Below are 2,862 nucleotides of genomic sequence, written 5' to 3'. Positions count from 1 at the left end.
GATTCCGAACTCAATGAGAAGTACATGCTGAGTTCGGCCAATAGCATCAATATCGCTCGGCTCATCCCTCAGTCCTTCTACTATGTGGGAGCCTATGCGCAGTTGGATGCTCCCGATGATCTGGTCTTCTGCGTGCCCTCCGGCAATTTCGGAAATCTCACAGCTGGACTCATCGCTCACCGTATGGGTCTACCCGTGCAGAAGATCATCGCTGCGACCAATGTCAATGACATCGTACCCAGCTATCTGCAAAATGGGAAATACGAACCTCGACCTTCTCAGTCTACTATCTCCAATGCAATGGATGTGGGAGACCCGTCCAACTTTCAGCGTATGGAAGCACTTTTTAATGGGAAAGTGGAACAGATGAAGGAAATGCTGGTAGGCAATTCATTCAGTGATGACGAGACCCGAGCATCTATCCAGGATGTATTCGAGCGCACAGGCTACACCTTGGACCCTCACGGGGCTGTGGGCTATCTCGCCCTCAAGGACTATCATGCTCAGCACGCATGTACCGGAGTCTTGTTGGAGACCGCCCATCCTGCCAAGTTCCTTCCTGTCATGGATGAACTCATCGATCAGGTGGATGTTCCTCATGCGCTATCCAGATTGAAAGACCTTGAGAAAGTCGCCTATCCGTGTTCTATCGACTTCGAAGATTTCAAATCCTTTCTGCTCGATAGGTGACGTAATGTGCTCGGTGTAGTCGGTCGATGTGATCCGTTTGGATACATTTGATAGAACCGATCCACATGAAATTCCTCAAGAAGTCCCCTGATTCATTGGTCATCGTATCGGTGATCCTCTTCCTGTTCATGATCCTTACATGGGTCATTCCGGCTGGTGAATACGAGCGTATGATGATCGATGGGAGGATGGTGGTCGTACCGGATACCTATCAAGCAGAGGAGTCACAGGGGCAAGGATTCTTCGAATTGCTCAAGGCACCGCTCAGAGGATTCGAAGGGGCTATGGAGATCATCGCATTCGTACTTCTGGTAGGGGGTGCGTTCCAGATGATGACTTCTACCGGGGCCATCGATGCAGCTTTGTTCAAGATCTTGGAGTATGCCAAGAAAAGGCCCGGTGCCAAAGGCTGGATCATCGCCCTGCTCATGACCATCTTCTCCTTAGCAGGAATGACCTTCGGCATGAGTGAAGAGACACTGGTCTTTGCACTGATCACCATCCCTTTGGCCCGCAGTATGGGCTATGACGCCCTCGTGGGAGTGGCCATTCCATTCATCGGGGCAGGGATGGGATTCGCTGGGGCTGCCTTCAATCCCTTCACCGTGGGAATTGCGCAAGGAATTGCGGAGATCCCACTCTTTAGTGGATTCGAATACCGATTGATCGTTTGGCTCTTGTTCACCGCACTGGCCATCTTATTCGTCCTGAACTACACGCGTAAACTCGACCGTGGGAGCAGTGCAGCATTTGTAGCCGAGGGCGAGACAGAGGTCCAGATGATGGAGGCAATAGAATTGACTCCGGCTCGTAAGTTCGTGCTCGTCCTCTTCGTGTTCTCTTTGATCTTTGTCATGCTGGGCGCCATGCGATTCGACTGGTACATCCCGGAGATCTGTGCCTTGTTCATCAGTCTCGGGGTGCTGTCCACCTTGGTCTCAGGTTCTTCTACAGAAGAAGCGGTAGAGGCCTTCTATACGGGAGCCAGGGCCATGCTACCTGCTGCAGTGATCATCGCTCTGTCCAAGAGTATTCTGGTCATCGCTACGGATGGTAAGATCATCGACACCATGCTGTATCACACGGCTGGCGCGGTAGAAGGTCTTCCTGCGGCCGTCTCGGTCCAGCTGATGTTCATCATCCAAGGCTTCATCAACTTCTTCATTCCGAGTGGCTCCGGTCAGGCAGCCATCACCATGCCCATCATGACGCCTCTGGCCGATCTGATCGGTATCAGCCGGCAGACCGCGGTGCTGGCCTATCAATTGGGAGATGGGCTCTTCAATCTCATCATTCCTACCAGTGGAGTGACCATGGGGATACTGGCTATTGGGGATATCCCCTTCGACAAATGGGTCAAATGGATCTGGAAATTGATGGTGGCGGCAGTGATTCTGGCCTTCATCATGCTGGCCTTGCCAGTTACGCTCTTCGAGTGGGCCTGATCTAACAATTAATTCATGTATAAAGGGTGCCGGCCGTTCGGATTACGCTGAGGATATTCGGTTCTTTGCAGCGCTATGATCGAATTGTTCAGGAACAACCCACTTGTACTCCTTTTTGTGGTAGCCGCTCTTGGCTATCTCATAGGAAACTTCCGTATCAAAGGAAGTTCGCTCGGAGTCTCTGCCGTATTGTTTGTCGGGCTGTTCTTCGGTGCGCTGGATGATGGATTCATCGTGCCTGATGTCATCCTTCAACTCGGTCTGGCCATATTCGTCTACTCGGTCGGGCTGAGTTCCGGGCCGGCCTTCTTCGAGATGTATAGAAAACACGGAGTGAGAGACTTCGTTTTCATCATCTCTATGCTCTGCTTGACCGGTATCATCACAGCCGGACTGTGGGCCTTATTCGATTTCTCGGCTGCCAAGGCCACCGGAATCTATACTGGAAGTACCACCAATACCGCTGCTCTGGCAGGAGTGCTGGATTTCATCTCCTCAGAATACTCCGAGACTGTGGCCCAAAGCTTGGCCAATGAAGCGGTGATCGGCTACAGTTTTGCCTACCCTATGGGTGTGATAGGAGGGATGATAGCCATCGTTTGGGCACAGAAATGGCTTAAGATCGATTATGCCGTAGAAGCCAAGCGCTGGCGTAAGGATTATCCATTGGATGAGCGTTTGAGCAGTTGTGCCGTGGAGATCACCAATCCCGAAGTCTGCGATAAGG

The 2,862-nt window shown here is 51.8% G+C and carries 3 protein-coding genes; all 3 read left to right on the top strand.

All coding sequences use genetic code 11. The annotated features are described in order from the left end of the window. A partial coding sequence (locus HKN79_07160) for a threonine synthase (GenBank protein ID NNC83340.1) occupies nucleotides 1-690 on the top strand: 690 nt, incomplete at its 5' end. A 65-nt stretch (nucleotides 691-755) separates the two neighbouring features. Then, the gene (gene yfcC / locus HKN79_07155; protein ID NNC83339.1) at nucleotides 756-2,135 is read left to right on the top strand and encodes a putative basic amino acid antiporter YfcC; all 1,380 of its coding nucleotides are present in this window, start codon (nucleotides 756-758) and stop codon (nucleotides 2,133-2,135) included. A 75-nt stretch (nucleotides 2,136-2,210) separates the two neighbouring features. Then, nucleotides 2,211-2,862 (top strand): hypothetical protein (locus HKN79_07150; GenBank protein ID NNC83338.1); only part of this gene is annotated, 652 nt, incomplete at its 3' end.

Source organism: Flavobacteriales bacterium, from assembly GCA_013001705.1.
Taxonomy (GTDB): Bacteria; Bacteroidota; Bacteroidia; order Flavobacteriales_D; family JABDKJ01; genus JABDLZ01.
This window is presented reverse-complemented; position numbering and strand designations above follow the sequence as displayed.